The sequence below is a fragment of the Nonomuraea sp. NPDC052116 genome, assembly GCF_040680035.1.
GTDB classification, from domain to species: Bacteria; Actinomycetota; Actinomycetes; order Streptosporangiales; family Streptosporangiaceae; genus Nonomuraea; species Nonomuraea angiospora_A.
Map to the genome: position 1 here is coordinate 106,137 of NZ_JBFAWA010000022.1, position 18,175 is coordinate 124,311.

At 72.9% G+C, this 18,175-nt stretch carries 16 protein-coding genes; 7 read left to right on the top strand and 9 right to left on the bottom strand.

Annotation, left to right across the window (positions count from 1 at the left end):
- Positions 1-26: 26 nt before the first annotated feature.
- From AB0L65_RS36495 to AB0L65_RS36505, 3 genes are read left to right on the top strand one after another with little or no spacing between them, the layout of a single operon-like run.
- Positions 27-1,460, top strand: a complete 1,434-nt coding sequence (locus AB0L65_RS36495) for an aldehyde dehydrogenase family protein (RefSeq protein ID WP_364254988.1) — start codon at positions 27-29, stop codon at positions 1,458-1,460.
- On the top strand, positions 1,457-2,581 hold the full coding sequence (locus AB0L65_RS36500) for a CoA transferase (protein ID WP_364254991.1): 1,125 nt from the start codon (positions 1,457-1,459) through the stop codon (positions 2,579-2,581). Before AB0L65_RS36495 ends, AB0L65_RS36500 begins: the two co-directional genes overlap by 4 nt.
- A complete protein-coding gene (locus AB0L65_RS36505; RefSeq protein ID WP_364254994.1) occupies positions 2,578-3,246 on the top strand; it encodes a GntR family transcriptional regulator in 669 nt (222 codons plus the stop codon). The genes AB0L65_RS36500 and AB0L65_RS36505 overlap by 4 nt, the downstream gene beginning before the upstream one ends.
- An 18-nt stretch (positions 3,247-3,264) precedes the next feature.
- On the opposite strand, the gene AB0L65_RS36510 is transcribed toward AB0L65_RS36505, so the two are convergent.
- The 6 genes from AB0L65_RS36510 to AB0L65_RS36535 form a co-directional block, all read right to left on the bottom strand.
- Entirely contained in the window at positions 3,265-4,593 is a 1,329-nt protein-coding gene (locus AB0L65_RS36510; RefSeq protein ID WP_364254997.1) for a penicillin-binding transpeptidase domain-containing protein, read from the bottom strand.
- Between the two features lie 52 nt (positions 4,594-4,645).
- A complete protein-coding gene (locus tag AB0L65_RS36515) occupies positions 4,646-6,136 on the bottom strand; it encodes a carboxylesterase family protein (protein ID WP_364254999.1) in 1,491 nt (496 codons plus the stop codon).
- Between the two features lie 109 nt (positions 6,137-6,245).
- Positions 6,246-7,043, bottom strand: coding sequence for an alpha/beta fold hydrolase (locus AB0L65_RS36520; RefSeq protein ID WP_364255002.1), 798 nt, complete (start codon positions 7,041-7,043; stop codon positions 6,246-6,248).
- A gap of 57 nt (positions 7,044-7,100) precedes the next feature.
- Positions 7,101-8,327, bottom strand: coding sequence for an amidohydrolase family protein (locus AB0L65_RS36525; protein ID WP_364255005.1), 1,227 nt, complete (start codon positions 8,325-8,327; stop codon positions 7,101-7,103).
- Complete coding sequence (locus AB0L65_RS36530; RefSeq protein WP_192791433.1) at positions 8,324-8,752, bottom strand: GAF domain-containing protein; 429 nt, start codon at positions 8,750-8,752, stop codon at positions 8,324-8,326. Before AB0L65_RS36530 ends, AB0L65_RS36525 begins: the two co-directional genes overlap by 4 nt.
- Positions 8,749-10,122, bottom strand: a complete 1,374-nt coding sequence (locus AB0L65_RS36535; protein ID WP_364255008.1) for an MFS transporter — start codon at positions 10,120-10,122, stop codon at positions 8,749-8,751. Before AB0L65_RS36535 ends, AB0L65_RS36530 begins: the two co-directional genes overlap by 4 nt.
- Before the next feature lie 113 nt (positions 10,123-10,235).
- On the opposite strand from AB0L65_RS36535, the gene AB0L65_RS36540 reads away from it, so the two are divergent.
- From AB0L65_RS36540 to AB0L65_RS36555, 4 genes are all read left to right on the top strand, one after another.
- Positions 10,236-11,135, top strand: coding sequence for a MurR/RpiR family transcriptional regulator (locus AB0L65_RS36540; RefSeq protein ID WP_364255011.1), 900 nt, complete (start codon positions 10,236-10,238; stop codon positions 11,133-11,135).
- 81 nt (positions 11,136-11,216) lie between these two features.
- On the top strand, positions 11,217-13,019 hold the full coding sequence (locus AB0L65_RS36545; protein WP_364255014.1) for an ABC transporter ATP-binding protein: 1,803 nt from the start codon (positions 11,217-11,219) through the stop codon (positions 13,017-13,019).
- Positions 13,016-14,734, top strand: a complete 1,719-nt coding sequence (locus AB0L65_RS36550; RefSeq protein ID WP_364255017.1) for an ABC transporter ATP-binding protein — start codon at positions 13,016-13,018, stop codon at positions 14,732-14,734. The genes AB0L65_RS36545 and AB0L65_RS36550 overlap by 4 nt, the downstream gene beginning before the upstream one ends.
- Before the next feature lie 47 nt (positions 14,735-14,781).
- The gene (locus tag AB0L65_RS36555) at positions 14,782-15,462 is read left to right on the top strand and encodes a TetR/AcrR family transcriptional regulator (protein WP_364255020.1); all 681 of its coding nucleotides are present in this window, start codon (positions 14,782-14,784) and stop codon (positions 15,460-15,462) included.
- A gap of 7 nt (positions 15,463-15,469) precedes the next feature.
- On the opposite strand, the gene AB0L65_RS36560 is transcribed toward AB0L65_RS36555, so the two are convergent.
- From AB0L65_RS36560 to AB0L65_RS36570, 3 genes are all read right to left on the bottom strand, one after another.
- Positions 15,470-16,006 carry a hypothetical protein gene (locus AB0L65_RS36560; RefSeq protein WP_364255023.1) on the bottom strand — a complete coding sequence of 179 codons (537 nt, stop codon included), beginning with the start codon at positions 16,004-16,006 and terminating at the stop codon, positions 15,470-15,472.
- 74 nt (positions 16,007-16,080) lie between these two features.
- The gene (locus AB0L65_RS36565; protein ID WP_364255025.1) at positions 16,081-16,641 is read right to left on the bottom strand and encodes a hypothetical protein; all 561 of its coding nucleotides are present in this window, start codon (positions 16,639-16,641) and stop codon (positions 16,081-16,083) included.
- 73 nt (positions 16,642-16,714) lie between these two features.
- Positions 16,715-18,001, bottom strand: coding sequence for an ArsB/NhaD family transporter (locus AB0L65_RS36570; protein ID WP_364255028.1), 1,287 nt, complete (start codon positions 17,999-18,001; stop codon positions 16,715-16,717).
- Positions 18,002-18,175 lie beyond the last annotated feature (174 nt).

Here is an 18,175-nt window from a genome sequence, read left to right on the forward strand (position 1 = left end):
TATTGCACATTTAGGGTTCGTTGACCATGGACCTTCTGAATCTCATCGGCGGCCGCTGGGTCGAGGGCGACGGCGAGGAGTTCGCCGACACCAACCCGGCCCGGCCCAGCGAAGTGGTCGCGCGGGGGCGTTTCGCCTCCGCCGCCGAGGTGGAGCGGGCCGTCGCCGCGGCCCGTGCGGCGGCGCCGGAGTGGGCGGCGTCGCCGCACCACGCCCGCGCGGCGGTGCTCGTGGCCGCCGCCGACCTGGTGGACGCCGCCGCCGAGGAGTGGGGCGCCGAGCTGGCCCGCGAGGAGGGCAAGACGCTGCCCGAGGCGGTCGCCGAGGTACGGGGCTCGGCCCGGATCCTGCGCTACTACGCGGGCGAGGCCGACCGGGAGAGCGGCGAGATCTTCGCCTCCCCGCGGCCCGGCGAGAACGTCCTCGTGGTCCGCAAGCCGATCGGCGTGGCCGGGCTGATCACGCCGTTCAACTTCCCGATCGTCATCCCCGCCTGGAAGATCGCGCCCGCTCTCAGCTACGGCAACACCGTCGTGTGGAAGCCGTCGTCGCTGGTGCCGCTGCTGGCCTACCGGCTGGCGCAGGCGCTGACCTCGGCGGGGCTGCCGGACGGCGTGCTCAACCTCGTGTACGGCGAGGCCGAGGCCGGCTCGGCCATCGTGGACCACCCCGGCGTGGACGCGATCTCGTTCACCGGCTCCACCGCGGTCGGGCGGGCCGTGATCGCGCGCTGCGGCGAGCTGGGCAAGCCGGTGCAGACGGAGATGGGCGGCAAGAACGCCTCCGTCGTGCTCGCCGACGCCGACCTCGACCACGCGGCCGAGCAGGTCTGCCTCGGCGCGTTCCGCTCCACGGGCCAGAAGTGCACGGCCACCTCGCGGCTCATCGTGGCCTCCCCGGTCGCGGACGAGCTGCTGGAGCGGGTGGCCGAACGGGCCGCGCGCCTCGTGGTCGGCGACCCCCTGTCGCCCGGCGTCGAGATGGGCCCGCTGGTCAGCTCGGCCGCCCGGGACCGGGTGACGTCCGGGGTCGCGCGGGCCGTGGACGAGGGGGCCAAGCCGCTGGCGGGCTCCTCCCCGTACAACGGCGAGGGCTGGTTCGTGCCGCCGACCGTGCTCGACCTGCCGGGGACCGGGGTGGACTTCTGGCGTACCGAGCTGTTCGGGCCCGTGGTGGGCGTGGTACGGGCGTCGGGGACCGAGGAGGCGCTGGGGCTGGCCAACCTCAGCGACCACGGCCTGTCGGCGGCCATCTTCACCAGGGACCTGGGGGTGGCCCTGCAGGCGGTCGAGCGGCTGGACGTCGGGGTGCTGCACATCAACTCCGAGTCGGCCGGGACCTTCCCGTACGTGCCGTTCGGCGGGGTCAAGCAGAGCGGGTTCGGGCCCAAGGAGCAGGGGCGGGCGGCCCGCGAGTTCTTCACCCACACGATGACCGTCTACCTCGGGGCGCCCGCGTGACTGGTGCGCTGTCGGGGCTCTTGGTGGCGGATTTCAGCCGGGTGCTGGCGGGGCCGTACGCCACGATGCTGCTGGCCGATCTGGGCGCCGAGGTGGTCAAGGTGGAGCGGCCGGGCGCGGGGGACGACACCCGCGCCTGGGGGCCGCCGTACGCGCCCGACGGCGAGGCCACGTACTTCCTCGGCGTCAACCGCAACAAGCGCTCGATCGCCCTCGACCTGCGCGCGGACGTCGAGGTCGCGCGGGCCCTGGCCGCCCGGGCGGACGTGGTGGTCGAGAACTTCCGGCCCGGCACGATGGACCGGCTCGGGCTCGGCTACCCCTCGCTGCGCGAGCTCAACCCCGGGCTGGTGTACTGCTCGATCACCGGGTTCGGGTCGGGACCCGGGGCCGGGCTGCCCGGCTACGACCTGATCGCGCAGGCGGTGGGCGGGCTGATGAGCGTCACGGGCGAGCCCGGCGGGCCCGGGACGAAGGCCGGCGTGGCGCTGGTGGACGTGATCACCGGCCTGCACGCCGGGCTGGGCATCCTGGCCGCGCTCCGCCACCGCGACAGCACCGGCGAGGGGCAGCACGTCGAGGTCTCGCTGCTGTCGTCCCTCCTGTCGGCGCTCACCAACCACGCCTCCGCCTACGCCGCCGCCGGAGTGGTGCCGCAGGCGATGGGCAACCGGCATCCCAGCATCGTCCCGTACGAGGTCTTCGAGGCCGCCGACCGCCCGATCGTGATCGCGGCCGGCAACGACCGCCAGTTCCAGGCCCTCTGCGGGGCGCTGAACCGCCCGGACCTCGCCGGGGACCCCCGCTACGCCACCAACGCGGACCGGGTCGCCGGCCGCGTCGGGCTCGTCGCCGAGCTCAACGCGGCGCTGGCCGCCCGTACGGCCGACGAGTGGTTCGAAACGCTCACCGCCGCCGGGGTGCCCTGCGGCCCGATCAACGACCTGGCCGCCGCCTTCGCCCTGGCCGACGACCTCGGCCTGGAGCCCTCCGTACAGCTCGACGGGGTCGGCCAGGTCGCCAACCCCCTGCGGCTCAGCGCCACCCCGCCCTCCTACCGCCACCGGCCGCCCCGGCTGGGGGAGGACGAGGAATGGGTTCGTGAGATATTGGGGCGATGAGTTCGGACGAGGCGCGACGCAGGCCGCCGACGGCCCAGCAGTTCGTGCTGGGCGAGCTCCGCCTTGCCATCACCACCGGGCGCCTGCGCCCCGGCGCCCCCATCCGGCAGGACGCGCTGGCCGAGGAGCTGCAGGTCAGCCGCGTCCCCCTGCGCGAGGCGCTCAAGACGCTCGAAGGCGAGGGCCTGGTCACCTACAAGGCGCACAAGGGCTACTGCGTCGCCATGCTCTCGCTCGACGACCTGCGCGAGGTCTACCGCATCCGCGAGCTGCTGGAGGAGGAGGCCGTCCGGCGGGCCGTCGAGCGGCTCACGGACGACGACCTCGGCCGGCTGGAGTCGGCCCAGGAGGAGGTCGAGCGGGCCGCCGCGGCGGGCGACGTGCTGGCCATGGCGACGGCCAACCGGCTGTTCCACATGACGCTGTTCGACTGCGCGGGCATGCCCCGGCTGGTCCGCCTGATCAGGACCCTGTGGGACACCACGGACGCCTACCGGTCGATGTACTACGGCGACGCGGGCAACCGGGAGCGGGTCGTCAAGGAGCACCGCGCCACCCTCGACGCCCTGCGCCGCCTCGCCGCCGACGAGGCGGTGACGACCCTCGACATCCACCGCGCCCACGCGGTCGCCGAGCTGGAGTCACTCCTCGACCACCCCGCCTGATCGGGGGAGCCGGAGCGGTTACGGTGCGCAGTGGTCGCGGCAGCCGCCGAAGCGCGCCAGGTCCGGCTTCGCGAACGCCGTCCCCGCACTGCCGGCCAGCGCCTCCGTCATCGAGGACTTCCAGATCGGGCCGGGGATCGATGTGCCCTCGACGTGCCGGTAGCGACGGCCGCCGACGGTGATGTCCGACAGCTTGTGCGTGACCGCGCCGCGCGGGTCGCCGAGCGCGACGGCGGAGGCCAGGTCGGGGGTGTAACCGGCGTACCAGGCGGTGGAGAACGCGTCAGCGGTGCCCTCCATGCCCGCCGCGTCCCGGCCGAGCCCCTTGAGCGGGCCCTTGGCCAGCGCCTGCGCCAGCACGCCGGTCACCGCGTCGGCGACCGCGGGCTCCAGCGCCTCCTCGCACCGCGCCGGGAAGGAACGTACGACGCCCGTGTCGTCGCGCACCTCCGTGACCAGCCGCGGCTCGCACCGCCTGCCGTGCGCCGCGAGGGTGGCGTACGAGCCGGCGAGCGAGACCGGGTCCACCTCGTTGATCCCCAACGAGAACGTCTCGAATTCCTGGAACGGCAGGCCGTCGGCCCGCTCGAGCCCGAGGCGCCTGGCCACCTGCACGCTTTCGCACAGGCCGACCTTCTCCGTCAGCTTCATGAAGAACGTGTTCTCGGCGGTCCGGGTGCCCGAGCGCAGGGTCGTGAACGCGCCGTGGTCGCGCTGCCTGTTGAGGATCGAGAACGACGGCTCGGCGACGTTCTGACCTTTGCAGTTCTTGAACGCGTGGAAGTTCGCCGCCCGATACTGGCTGAGGTAAGGGAAGCCGTCGTCATAACGCATGCCGCTCTCCAGCGCGGCCGTCAGCGTGTACACCATCGCCGTGGTGCCCTGCTGGAAGCCGAACCGGTCGGCGGGCGGCCTGCCGCCGGGTCCGGGCGCGCGGCTGGCGGCCAGGGCCCTGATCTCGCCGGTGCCCGGCACGATCATGGCCTGGGCGGCGACCGGCGCGTCCTCGCGGCGCACGTACCGGTCGATGCCCTGCTGGGCGGCGCGCTGCACGCGCCGGTCGATCGCCGTCACGATGGTCAGGCCGCCGCGGCGGAGCAGGTCTCCGTCGAGCTCCTTCTTCGCCTGGATGCAGACGTACGGGTAGCGGCCGGCCGCGCAGTCGCCGGTGAGCTCCTCCAGGACCGCGCCCTGGGCGTCCACCAGCACGTTGGGACGCACGACCACGGGCGCGACCGCCAGGCGATCACGCGGCGGCGGGGTGTCGCCGCCGCGCAGTAACAGGAAGCCGCCGGCCAGAAGCGCCCCCGCCCCCACGGTGGCCACGACGACGCGGAGCGGTTTCATGGCTCACCTCGGGGGCTCGCGGATCTTCAGGGACAACCCGCATTATGAGCCCTCATGACTGCAAAGAGCCCCAGAAGGCGCAATTGCTGGCGCCAGCAGTGTCGGTCAGGTGGATGCCGCCGCGCCCCGGCGCCAGGCTGAGCACGTCGCCGGAGCCGCTGAAGCGCGGCCAGCGCGGGACCCAGGGGGCATTCGGGTGGCCGTCACGGGCGAACGACGTCCAGTAGCCGATCATGGCGTTGGACAGCTTCTCCTGCTCGGCGTTGAGCCGGCCGAGCAGGCCGGGGAACAGGTAGACCAGCTCCGTCGCGTGCTCGGCGCCCTCCTCGAAGCCGGGCACGTCCATCAGCGGCGGCGCGGCGCGGTCGGCGAACTGGTAGGCGTAGACCTCGACCCCGGCCCGGGAGAGCAGGCCGAAGGCGTCCTGGTGCGTGCAGGTGGCGAGCGGGCCGGTGCCGTGGGTCAGCATGGTGGCCAGCCCGATCCGCAGGTCGGGGCCGGTGGCGGGATAGCGGGCCAGGACCTGGCCGGCGTTGGCCCCGTACGTGGCGCGCACGAACTGCTCGTATTGCGCCTGCGTGATCGGCTTCGGGTAGGTCAGGCCGGCGTACAGGCGCATCTCGTCGAGCGTGTTGCCGTGCATGACGGGCACGCGGTTGATCCGGCCGCTCTCGATCGCCGCGCGGGGCTGCAGCGGCAGCACGTGGTCGCCGCCCGCGACCGGGTACGGGTTGTGGCCCCGGAACGCCTCCAGCAGCGTCTTGACCGGCAGCGCCCGCAGGCAGGCGGCGGCCCCGGCGGCGCATCCCACGGCCGCGGCGAACCTGGCCCCCTCGGCCTCCGCCTGCTCCTCGGTGCGGGTGGAGGAGGAGCAGCTGAAGCTCTGCACGATCGCCTTGTCGAACAGCCCGGCGGCGGTGGGCGAGGCCAGGCCGGCGCAGATGTCGGCGGCTCCGGCGGACTCCCCGAACACCGTCACGTTGCGGGGGTCGCCGCCGAACGCCGCGATGTTCCGCCGCACCCAGCGCAGCGCCGCCTGCTGGTCGAGCAGCCCGTAGTTGCCGCTCTGGTAGCGCTCGCCCGTCTCCAGCGCGGGGTGCGCCAGCCAGCCGAGCGCGCCGAGCCGGTAGTTGACGCTCACGACCACGACGCCGCCCCGGGTGGCCATCCTGGTCAGGTCGTAGAAGGCGGGGTTGCCGCCGGCGTTGCCGCCGCCGTGCAGCCACACCATGACCGGCCGGTCGCGGCCTCTGCGCGGCGCGGTGACGTTGAGGTAGAGGCAGTCCTCGCCGTACGAGGTCTTGCCGCCGTAGGGCTCGGCGAGCTGCGCGCACTGGCTGCCGAAGGCCGTCGCGTCGCGGACGTCCGTCCATGGCTTGGCCGGCTGCGGCGGCCGCCATCGGAGCGGGCCCGTGGGCGGCTGGGCGTACGGGATGCCGCGGAAGGCCCGGTGGTCCTTGCGCACCTCGCCTTTGACCATGCCCTTGTCGGTGCGCACCAGCGCGGATGGGGCCGACTCGGCGGCGACGGGAGTGGTGGTCATGACCAGGGAGAGTGCCGCCGCTGCGGCGCGAACGAGTCTCACTGGGCCCCCTATTGTTACCGTACGTAATCCTTCCGTTTCTGAACGTACACGATGAGGGGGTGTGGAACTACTGATTTATGCGCCCGGCCAGGTCGACCACGGCGCCCACGACCTCGTCGCCGGCCAGCATGACCAGGTCGTTGTGGCCCGCCCCGGCGACCTCGACGGTCGTGGCCCGCTCGCCCGCCGCCTCGGCGACCGCCTTGCTCAGCCGCGGGGGCACGATCGTGTCGCGGGTGCCGTACACGACGACGACCGGCGCCCGCACCCGCCGGATGCTCTCCGCGACCGGGAAGCGGTCCCGCAGCAGCGTCCTGACCGGCAGGAACGGGTAGTTGGCCCGCCCGGCGGCGGCCAGGTCGGTGAACGGCGAACGCAGCACCATGCCGTCGGGCGGGCGCTCCAGGGCGAGCCGGGTGACCACGGCCGCGCCCAGACTCTCGCCGAAGTAGATGACGCGGGCGTCGCCGAGGTGGTCGCGGGCGGCCAGGGCGTCCTGGCGCAGCCCCTCCTCCGTCGGGCTGCCGGGGTTGCCGCCGTAGCCGCGGTAGTCCATGAGGAGCACCGCGAACCCGTGCTCCGACAGCGCGCGGGCCAAGGGGGCGCGGTCGCGCCGGTTGCCCCCGTTCCCGCCCGCGATCAGGACGGTCACGCCGCGGGTGCCGGGGACGTACCAGGCCGTGAGCCGGAGCCCGTCGCCGGTCGTGAACGTGACGTCCCGCGCGCCCGGGACGACCTCGGCGGCGGGCGGCACGGGCGCGCTGTCGGGCAGGTAGATCAGCCGCCGCTGGAACACCCACAGCAGGGCGAGCAGCAGGAGCAGCACCGCGACCACCACGAGAGCGGCGCGCGTCAGCGTGGTCACCCTGCCACTATGCAACGCCGCCCGCCCCGAAGCGGCCCCGACTCAGCCGGAGACGACTCAGCCGGAGACGACGCGGCCGGAGACGACGCGGCCCGCCTGGACGACGTGCCTGAAGTGGGCGGGGTCGGCGAGGACGCCGATGTCGGCCAGCGGATCGCCGTCGAGCACGAGCAGGTCCGCGTGCGCCCCCACGGCCAGCGTGCCGACCTCCCCCGCCATCCCGACCAGCTCCGCCGCCCCGGTCGTCGCGGCCCGCAGCACGTCGATCGGCTGCTGCACCTCCCGCCGCAGCCGGAACTCGTGGTTCTGGTGCCGGTGCATGCCGCCGAGCAGGTCGGTCCCGTACGCCAGCCGCACCCCGCCCCGCGCGGCCCGCTCCAGCGCGACCAGCCCGGCCTCGAGCACCTCGTCCACCTTGCGCCAGCTCCGCTCGGGCAGCCCGAACGTGAGCCCCTCCTCCTTGAGCGCCCAGTACGTCACCAGCGTCGGCACCAGGAACGCGTCGTGCCGCCGGAACAGCTCCACGCTCGTGTCGTCGATCAGGTTCCCGTGTTCGATCGAGCGCACCCCGGCCTCGAGCGCCCGGTTGACGGCCCGGGCGGTGTAGGCGTGCGCGGCGACGTACCGGTTGGCCGCCTCGGCCTCCTCGACGACCGCGCGCAGCTCGTCCATGGAGTACTGGGTCGAGTCGATGCGGTCGGTCGGGGAGGCCACGCCGCCGGAGGCCATGACCTTGATGTGGTGCGCGCCCTTGCGCAGCTCGTCGCGGGCGGCGACGCGGACGGCGTCGACCCCGTCGGCCACACGGCCGACACCGGCGCAGCAGGGGTGGTCGTCCTGCTGGTGCTCGCCCCGGCCGCGGAAGTCGGCGTGGCCGCCGGTCTGGCTCAGCCCTTTGCCGCAGAACAGCAGCCGCGGCCCCCGGATCAGCCCCTCCGCCTGCGCGTCGGCCAGCCCGAAGTCGGCGCCGGACGCGTCGCGCACCGTGGTGAAGCCCCGGTCGAGCATCCCGCCCATGATCTGGGCGCTGTGCGCGGCGACGTAGGAGGGGGACATGGAGCCGAGCGTGCCGAGGTTCGCGGTGGAGGCGGTGACGTGCACGTGCGCGTCGATCAGCCCCGGCACCACGTGCGCACCGGCGAGGTCGATCACCCGCGTGCCGTCCGGCGCGCTCAGCCGGGGTCCCGTCTCGGCGACCCGGCCGTCCGCGCAGCGCAGGTCGCCCTCGGCGTACTCGCCGCTCGTCACGTCCAGGACCCGGGCATTACGCAGCAGCAGACTCATGCCGCACCTCCGCGAAGCGCCGGGACGGCGAGCGGCGCGAGCGAGCGCGCCACGGCCACCGACTCTTCGTCGTAGCTTCCCTCGGCGTCGAGGATGTTCAGCACGCCGAGCACCTCCCCCTGGTCGACCACCGGGACGTTGATGATCGTCCCGCAGCCCAGGCTCTCGATCAGCTCGTGGTCGGCGAAGATCTCCCGTACCGCGGCCCGGTCCTTGCCGAAGTACGGCTCGCGGCCCTCGATGCACCGCGCCAGCCAGCCCTGGGCGACCTCCACGGTCTTCTCCCCGCCCACCGGGTACTGCTCGGGATGGCTGGTGTGGACGCGGCGCAGCGCGCGCCGTTCCGGCACCCAGGCCAGGACCGTGAACAGCCGCACTCCCACCTCCCGCCGCACGGTCTCTTCAAGCTCGCTCAATCCGGTCATTTGCTCGCCTCCTTGGCGGGTTCCGTCAGCTCCTCAAGTGATCTCCCGGCCGTGGCCAGGCCGAACACGACCACGCACACCACCCCGACCACCAGCACCGCCGTCGTCAGGCCGAACACCCCGCCGAAGCCGAGGCTCGCCGCCGACAGCCCGATGATCGTCGGGGCCAGGATGCTGCCGACCCGCCCGAACGCGCTCGACAGGCCCGTTCCGGTGGCGCGGATCCAGGTGGGGAAGACCTCGGGGGTGTAGGAGTAGACGCCCGCGTACGTGCCGTTCAGGAAGAACGACAGCACCGCGCCCGCGAGCGTGATGGTGGCGGGCGTGTCCATCTGCGACAGCCAGAACGCGCTGACCGCCGAGCCGGACAGGTAGATCGCGATGGTGTTCTTGCGGTCGAGCCGCTCCGACAGCCAGGCCGCGGAGAAGTAGCCGGGGACCTGCGCCAGGTAGATGATGATCGAGAACTCGAAGCTCTTGGTCACCGTGATGCCGCGCTGCACGAGCAGGGTGGGGATCCACGAGAAGAACCCGTAGTACGAGAACGTGATCACGAACCAGATCAGCCACGTCACAGCCGTCCGCCTGGCCATGGCCGGGCTCCAGAGGAACCGGAGCGCGCTGAGCAGATTGACTTTGGCCGTGTTGGTGGCCGGCTGGGCGGCCGACTCGGGCACCGGCGGGAGCGGCTGTCCGGTGGCCCGCTCGACGCGGCGTTCGAGGTCGGCGACCACCGCCTCGGCCTCGTCCACGCGGCCGTTCTGCAGCAGGAAGCGCGGCGACTCGGGCAGCGAGCGGCGCCACCACAGCAGCATCACGATCGGCAGCGCGGTGATCACCTGCGCGATCCGCCAGCCGTCGTCCATCGTCGGCACCACGAAGCGGCCGATCAGGGCCGCCATCACGAACCCGAACGAGAAGAACCCGGCCAGCGCGCCGATGAACCATCCGCGCCGCTTCGCCGGCACGAACTCCGACAGGAACGGCGCGATGATCGCGCTCTCCGCGCCCGCGCCGGCCCCGGCCAGCACCCGGGAGCCCAGGAAGACCTCGTAGTTGGGGGCGAACGCGGCGACCACGGAGAAGGCGGCGTAGAAGGCGAGCGCGTACATCATGACCTTCTTGCGGCCGATACGGTCGCCGAGCAGGCCGGCGACGGTCGCGCCGAACAGGAACCCGAACGGGGTCGCGGACCCGATGAGGCCGAGCTGGCCGTTGGACAGACCCCAGGCGTCCTGCGCGCTGGGGAGCAAGAATGCCACGACGGCCGAGTCCATGCCGTCGAAGGTGTAGCCGAGGCCGCCGATGAGGAGGAGCAGGTAGTGAGGGCGGCTCAGCGGGAGCCGGTCCAGACGGGCCAACAGGGTCATTGAACAACACCTTCCCGAGGTCATGGCCCCTTCAGGTTGATTGCGCAGCAACATATAGTGCGAAATATCCGAAATGCAATGGTCTTTGCAGAATGGCAATGGAGAGTGACACGGTGACAGAGCAGGCCGCGGACAGCTTCGAGGAGTGGTTGCGGACCCGGGTGCCCCCGCGCGGGCTGCGCGGCAAGGCGGCCGCGGTGCTGGAGATCCTGCTCTCCCAGCCGCGGCGGGCGTCGTTCGAGTCCGCGGCGGAGCTGGCGCAGGTCGCGGGGGTGAACGTGGCGACCGTGACGCGTACGGCGCAGGCGCTCGGGTTCGCCGGGTGGCCGGCGCTCCAGCAGGAGCTGCGGGCGCGCTACCTGTCCTCGCTGAGCGCCGGCCAGGTGGCCGCCGAGCACCGTGGCACGGGCTCGCCCAGCTCCCGCTCGCTCCGGCGCGACCTGGACAGCCTCGCGCTGCTGAACCGCCGCCTCGACGATGGCGTCCTGCTCACGATCGCCGAGGCCGTGGCCGCGGCGGGCCGTACCGTGATCGTCGCCGACGGCAGCTACGCGGCCGTCGGGCTGGCCCTGGCCCACAACGCCCGCCTGGCGGGCTATCCCGTCACGGCCGTGACCAACGGCGACGCGGAGCTGGCCAACGCGGTGGCCGCGCTCGGCGCCGGGGACGTGCTGGTGGCGATCAGCTTCTGGCGCCTGTACGAGAGCACGGTCCTGGCCGCGAACGTGGCCCGCTCGCGCGGGGTGCGGGTGTTCGCCCTCACGGACGCGGCCAGTCCCGCGCTGGCCGAGGCGGCCGAGGAGGTGGTCATGGTGCCGGCGGAGGGGGAGGCGTTCTTCCCGTCGCTGACGGCGGGCATGGCCGTCGCCCAGGCCCTGGTCACCCAGCTCGCCGCCGTGGACCCGGCCCGCACCGGCGCCTCGATCGAGGCGGCGGAGGCCATGTGGACGCGCTTCGGCCTGCTGCACCGCCGCCCGGCCACCCCTACACCCCCCAGTCCGCCGAGGCCTTAGTTATGTGAGCCTTGCCTATTCGAGAATGCCTGTAACAAAATCGGTTCCAGGCGGAAACCCTCGAAGCGCGGAGGCTCACACATGACGATCACCGCCGAACCGGCGGCCCCCGTGGCGTCCCCGCCCGAGGACGGCGGGCCCGCTCCCGACCGCGCCGCGTTACTCGCGCTGCTCGCCCCCATCCGCCCGAGGCTGGTCGCCGCGGCCGTGCTCCAGGTGGTGTACGCCGTCTCGGCGCTCGTGCCGTTCGTGTGCGTGGCCGAGCTGGCCCGGGTGCTGCTGAGCGCGGCCCCCGAGGCCGGCCTGGTCTGGCTGATCGCGGGGATCGCGGTGGCCGGGCTGCTGGTCAGGTTCACGTCGTTCGGCCTGGCCGGGGCGATCACCCACTTCGCGGACGCCGACCTGCAGCTCCACCTGCGCCGCCGGATGGCCGCGCACCTGTCGCGGGTGCCGCTGGGCTGGTTCGGCGAGCGCAACTCGGGCCAGGTCAAGAAGGTCCTGCAGGACGACGTGCGCGAGATGCACCACCTCGTCGCGCATGCCCTGCTCGACCTGCTCGCCGCCGTGGTGACCCCGCTGGCCGCGCTCGCCTACCTGCTGTACGTCGACTGGCGGCTCACGCTCGTCGTGCTCATCCCGGTGCCGCTGTTCGCCGTCGCGTTCGCGGTCATGATGCGCGGCTACGACGAGCAGATGCGGCGCTGGAGCGAGGCGAACACCAGGATCAGCGCCGCCGTGGTCGAGTTCGTGCAGGGGATCGCGGTGATCAAGACGTTCGGGCAGGCCAGACGCTCCTACCGGCGCTTCGCCGAGGCCGCCGACGACTTCGCCGAGTTCTTCGGGGCCTGGGTGCGGCCCATGCTCAGGCTCAGCGGCGTCTCGAACGCGCTCATCTCACCCCCGACCATGCTGCTCGTGGCCACCGCGGGAGGCGTCGTGTTCGCCGCGAACGGCTGGCTGGCGCCGGTGGACGTGCTGCCGTTCGTGCTGGTCGGGGTGGCGCTGACGGCGCCGTTCCTCACCCTGGACATGGGCTCGATGCGGCTGCGGCGCGCGGCCGAGTCGGCGGGGCGGGTGGCCGCGCTGCTGGCGACGCCGCCGCTGCCCGAGCCCGCCGAGCCGACCCGCCCGCAGGGCCGCCGGGTGGAGTTCCACGACGTGTCGTTCTCGTACGACGGGAGCACGCCGGTGCTGCGCGGGGTGGACCTGACGCTGATGCCCGGCACCGTGACCGCGCTGGTCGGGCCGTCGGGCTCGGGCAAGTCCACGCTGGCCAAGCTGCTGCCCCGCTTCTACGACCCCGGCTCGGGCCAGGTGACGGTGGGCGGCGTGGACGTGCGCGACATCGGCTCCGCCGAGCTGTACCACCACGTCGGTTTCGTCCTGCAGGACGTGCAGCTCCTGCGCGCGTCCGTCGCGGACAACATCGCGCTCGGCCGCCCCGATGCGGGGCGCGAGGAGGTCGAGCGGATGGCCCGCGCGGCCCAGATCCACGACCGGATCACGGAGCTGCCGCGCGGCTATGACTCGGTGATCGGGGAGGACGCCCACCTGTCGGGCGGCGAGGCGCAGCGCGTGTCGATCGCCCGCGCGCTGCTGGCCGACGCGCCGATCCTGGTGCTGGACGAGGCCACCGCGTTCGCCGACCCGGAGTCGGAGTCGGCCATCCAGGACGCGCTGTCCACGCTGGTGGCCGGGCGCACGCTGCTGGTCATCGCCCACCGGCTGGGCACGATCACCGGCGCCGACCAGATCGCGGTGCTCGACGGCGGCCGGATCGTCGAGCGCGGCACCCATGACGAGCTCCGCGCGGCCGGCGGGCTCTACACCCGGCTGTGGGCGGCCCACGTACGCGACGACGATCGGGATTGGACCCGGGCATGATCGGAGAACTGGGCGCCGTACTCGGCCCCGAGCACGGGGCGCGCCTGCGCCGCAGCCTGCTCGCGATGATCGTGTACGGCGTGCTGCAGGGCACGTCGTTCGCGATGCTCGTGCCGGTGCTGCGCGCGCTGCTGTCCGGCGAGGCGGCCGGACCGTGGCTCGCGGCCTTCGCCGTCGTGGTCGCCGCCACCGCCGTCGCCTCCTACCAGCAGTCGCAGTACGGCTACGCCGTCGGCCTGGCCGCCCTGCGCACGCTCTACCACCGGATGGGCGACCACGTGGCCGGGCTGCCGGTCGGCTGGTTCAGCGCCGACCGGGTGGGCCGGCTCGGACAGCTCGCGGGCAAGGGTGTCATGGACGTGATGAGCGTGCCCGCCCACCTGCTCCAGGTCGTGGTGACCTCGGTGACCGCGCCGGCGACCGTGCTGGTGTGCATGTTCGTGTTCGACTGGCGGCTGGGGCTGGCGGCCCTGGTCACGGCGCCGTTCCTGTGGCTGGCGTTCCGCTGGACGCAGACCCTGGTGCAGCGCAGCGACACCGCGATGGACGACGCGGGGGCCGAGGGGGCCGACCGCGTGGTGGAGTTCGCCCGGCAGCAGGCGTCCCTGCGGGCGTTCGGGCGCACGGCGGACGGCTACGACCTGCTCGACGACGCACTGGTGCGGCAGCGGTCGGCGCTGCGGGGCCTGCTGCGGACCACGCTGCCCGGCCTCGGAACGGTCGCGCTGACCGTGCAGCTCGCCTTCACCGCGATCCTGCTGGTGGGCTGCTCGCTGGCGCTCGGCGGCGCGGTGGACGTGCCGGAGCTGGTCGGGGTGCTGGTCCTGGCCGTGCGGTTCACCGAACCGCTGCTCGCCGCCGCCGACGTGGGCGGCGAGCTGCGCATGGCGCGCGGCGCGCTGCGGCGCATCCGCGACGTCCTGACCACGCCGCCGCTGCCGTCCGGCGGCACGGCGCGGGCCGGCGAGCCGTCGATCGAGCTGGACGGGGTGAGCTTCGCCTACGACGAGCGGCCGCTGCTGCGGGACGTGAGCTTCACCGTCGCGCCCCGCACGGTGACCGCGCTGGTCGGGCCCTCCGGGTCCGGCAAGACCACGCTCACCCGTCTCATCGCCCGCTTCTGGGACGCCTCCGCCGGGTCGGTCCGGGTCTGCGGGAACGACGTGCGCGACTACCCGCCCGAGGACCTGATGGCCCAGCTGTCGATCGTGTTCCAGGACGTGTACCTGTTCGAGGGCACGCTGGAGGACAACATCCGGCTGGGGCGGCCGGACGCCACGGACGAGGAGGTCCGCGAGGCGGGCCGGCTGGCGCGCGTCGAGGAGATCGCCGCGCGGCTGCCCGGCGGCTGGCAGGCGAGGGTCGGCGAGGCCGGGGCGACCCTCTCCGGCGGTGAGCGCCAGCGGGTGTCCATCGCCCGCGCGATCCTCAAGGACGCGCCGATCGTGCTGCTGGACGAGGCCACCGCCGCGCTGGACCCGGAGAACGAGTCCGCTCTGATGGACGCGCTGGCCACGCTCGCCCGCGACCGGACGCTGCTGGTGATCGCGCACCGGCTGACCACGATCGCCGCCGCCGACCAGATCGTCATGCTGGAGGGCGGCGTGATCGCCGAGCGCGGCACCCACCAGGAGCTGCTGGACGCGGGCGGCCGGTACGCTGCGTTCTGGGAAGAACGCGCGCGGGCCCGCGGCTGGCGCCTCGTACGCGCCTGACCGGTGGACGGCCCGGCGCGACGTGATCGACGGCGGTAGGGGGCTCGATGGGTGAGGAGACGACGGCGCGGGAGTGGCGCGTGCTGGGCCGCCCGCGTGGCCGCCCGCCGCGCATCACCCGGCCCGACATCGCCGACGCCGCGCTGGCCGTCGGGTTCGACAACCTGACCCTGGCCACCGTGGCCGACCGCCTCCGGGTCGCCCACTCGGCCCTCTACCGCCACGTGGCCGACCGCGAGGAGCTGGTCGTCGTGGCCATCAACCGCGCGATCGGCAAGGCGGACTGGCCGGAGCCGACCGGCGAGTGGCGCTCGGACCTGGAGGCGCAGGCCGGGGCGCTGTGGGCGCTGCTGGAGGCGCATCCCGGCCTGATCAAGGAATTCCTCAAGCTCAAGCGCTTCCCCGACGAGGTGATGCACCGCTTCGGCGCGGCCGTCCAGCGCCTGATCGGCTACGGCTTCGCGGTGGAGGACGCGTTCCTCGCCGTCGACATCGTCTTCGACCTGGCGATCGACGTGTTCGGCAGGGGCCAGCAGCTGGACGCGCCCGCGGGCGGCTCCGCCGGCACGGCCAAGGTCCGTGAGAGCTCGGCCGACGCCTGGGCCGAGGCGGTCGGCCCGGAGGTGGCGCCCGTCATGCGGCGGGCGCTGTCGGAGCCGGCCTCCGTGTGGTTCAACCGCAAGCTCGGCCTCGTCCTGGACGGCATCGCCTCCGGCCTGGCCCCCTAGATCGTCCTTACAACCAGCTGGCGCGGACGGCGGCCGAGGCGTCGTCCGGCGGGGCCGCGAGGGCGCCGGAGTGGACGCCGTCGAGCAGGCGGGCGACGGTCTCGACGATCTCCTCGGCGCGCTCGCGCAGGCCGGTCACGTCCGCCGGGCTCACCTCACCGCGGTCCACCCCGACCTCGTCGAGCACACCTTCCAGATCGGCCAGCCGCCCGCTCAGCCACTTCAGCGGCTCGCCGGAGAGCTCCTTGTCGAACACCCGCCGCCCCGGCTCCCACCCGTCGATGCCGGGGTGATGGTGGGTGCGGTCGAAGCTGCCGGGCGCGCTGTTGACCGACTCCAGCAGGTCCACCCGCCACAGGGGGCGTTCGACGGTGATGGGCCGGGCCGAGTAGATCGATCCGTTCAGCTCGCCGGGATGCAGCTTCCGCAGCTCCAGGCGCACGCCGCGCTCGGCGCCCTCCTGTCCCCTGATCGGGTCGGGGTCGACGAAGTAGATGTCGCTGACCGCCACGCCGATCCGTTCGAAGCCGAAGACGTAGAGCATGGGGAACCACTCCTTCATGAAAGCCGGGAGTCGGGACCTTCATGGACGTACCCACTTGAAGCCCCGGCGATCGCTCAGTGGAGCCGGTAGCCGATCTGCCCCGCCGGTTCGGCCGGGCCCCTGCTCAGCAGCAGCGTGCCGAGCCAGATGAGCGCCATGCCGACCGGCGTCAGGGCCGGTTGGAGCAACCCCCCGATCAGCACCGCCACGCCCATGGCCGTGACGGCCGCGCTCAGGACCGTGACCCGCCGCAGCGCCGCGAGCACGGACGCCAGCGCGACCAGGGCGGCGAAGGCGGCCCCGTAGACGAACGGCTCCCACGCCGCGACGCGCGGGCTCTCGAACCTGTTGTAGAGGTCGACGGCGAGACCGACGACGTTGGCGGCCGTGCTGAGCAGCGCCACCGCCGTGGCGGCGTCCGCCGCCGCCCGCCACCCGGCCGTCACGGGCCCGGCCATGCGGCGCAGCCCCAGGAGCAGGACGCCGAACATCAGGAACCCGGCCAGCAGGACCACGTGCGCGGCCGCCCACCACGGCCCGCCGACGGCGTCGGCGCCGGGGAGGCGCGTGAGGAGACTGCCGGCGAGCAGCGCGGCGGGGGCCGCGGTGAAGGAGATCTGGGTGAGGCGGTTCATGAGGCCCACGATGCCTCCTCGGGTCAGGGGCGCTCATCGGTGATCGCCCCTGACTTTCCCCTGATCTCCCCGGTCAGGCGAAGTAGCGCAGCCAGACGTACGCCCAGGCCATCAGCGTGCTGATGACGGTCACGACGATGCCGTACCGGGTGAACTGCCAGAAGGTGATCTTGTGTCCGGAACGCGCGGCGATGCCGAGGGCCACCACGTTCGCGCTGGCCGCCACCGCCGTGCCGTTGCCGCCGAAGTCCGCGCCCAGCGCGAACGCCCACCACAGCGCCTGCCCGGTGCTCGGGTCGGGGATCTGCGCGACCACGCCCTCCACGATCGGGGCGGTCGTGGCGACGTACGGGATGTTGTCGAAGAACGCGCCCAGCACGCCCGAGCCGAACAGCAGCGCCGTCGCGGCGACGAAGTAGTCGTCGCCCAGCGCGCCCAGGGCCCACGTGCCGATCGCCCCGATGACACCCGTGTGGACCAGGCCCGCGACCATGACGAACAGGCCCATGAAGAAGACCAGCGTGGACCACTCGACCTCGCGCAGCACCTCGTTGACGTCCGTGCGCGAGACCATCAGCATCACCCCGGCCCCCACGAGGGCCACGATCGACGGGTCGACGTGAGCCACCGCGTGCAGCGCGAACCCGGCGATCACCAGGCCCAGCACCACCAGGCAGCGGGTCAGCAGCCGCGGGTCGGTGATGGCCCGCCGCTCGTCCAGCGCCATCACCGCCGCGGCGTGCCCGGCGTCATAGTGGAACGACCCGCGGAAGAGCACCCGCGTGAGCAGCACGAACACGGCGAAGACGACCACCACGATCGGCGCCATGTGGACGAGGAAGTCGTTGAACGTCAGTCCCGCCCGGCTGCCGATGATGATGTTGGGCGGGTCGCCGATGAGGGTCGCGGCGCCGCCGATGTTGGAGGCCAGCACCTCCGCGATGAGGTACGGCTGGGCGGGGATGCGCAGCCGGTCGCACACCATCACGGTGACCGGCGCGACCAGCATGATCGTGGTGACGTTGTCGAGGAAGGGCGAGGCGATGGCGGTGATCGCCATCAGCATGACCATCAGCCGGTACGGCCTGCCCTGCGACCGCTTGGCGGCCCAGATGGCGAGGTAGTCGAAGACCCCCGTCTGCTTGATGATCCCCACGATGATCATCATGCCGAAGAGCAGGAAGATGACGTTCCAGTCGATGCCTTCGTGCTCGGAGAAGAACACCTCCGCGCCGGGGACCAGGCCCAGGACGGCCATCAGTCCGGCGGCGATGAGCACCACCTTGACCTTGTCGGCCTTCTCGGTGGCGATGAAGAAGAACGCGACCAGGAAGATCGCGAGGGCTACGTATGCGCTCATCCGTCAAGCCCCGGCGGCCCGGACCGGGCGGCGGGGCATGACGATACAAGGTGGGATTGGCGGCACACGACTATCGACCTCCGGAGTCGGAACGGGTTCGGGCTTGGTGAGCCGCCGCTCCAGGATGATCGTCTCGTCGCGCGCGCCGCTTCGAGGACATCCTTCGCGGGCGGC